Source organism: Psychrobacter sp. CAL346-MNA-CIBAN-0220, from assembly GCF_040309805.1.
Lineage (GTDB): Bacteria > Pseudomonadota > Gammaproteobacteria > Pseudomonadales > Moraxellaceae > Psychrobacter.
In genome coordinates, this window is the sequence record NZ_JBEOPF010000654.1 from 1 (window position 1) to 242 (window position 242).

At 46.3% G+C, this 242-nt stretch carries 1 protein-coding gene; it reads left to right on the plus strand.

Going from position 1 to position 242, the window contains the following annotated elements; genetic code table 11:
• Window positions 1-242 (plus strand): beta-ketoacyl synthase N-terminal-like domain-containing protein (locus tag AAEY88_RS15200; RefSeq protein WP_350563732.1); only part of this gene is annotated, 242 nt, incomplete at both ends.

A 242-nucleotide genomic window follows, 5' to 3' on the forward strand; every position in this document is an offset into this window, starting at 1 on the left:
CCGCAAAGCAATGCGTTTTATGGGTGATGCTGCTGCCTATTCTTATATTTCAATGACGCAAGCGATTGCAGACTCAGGTTTATCTGACGAGCAAGTGTCAAACGAGCGTACGGGTATTATAGTTGGTTCTGGTGGTGGTTCATCTAAATGGCAAGTAGAAGCGGCTGATATTTTACGCGAAAAAGGCGTAAAGCGTGTAGGTCCTTATATGGTGCCACGTACTATGGCAAGCACCACGTCTG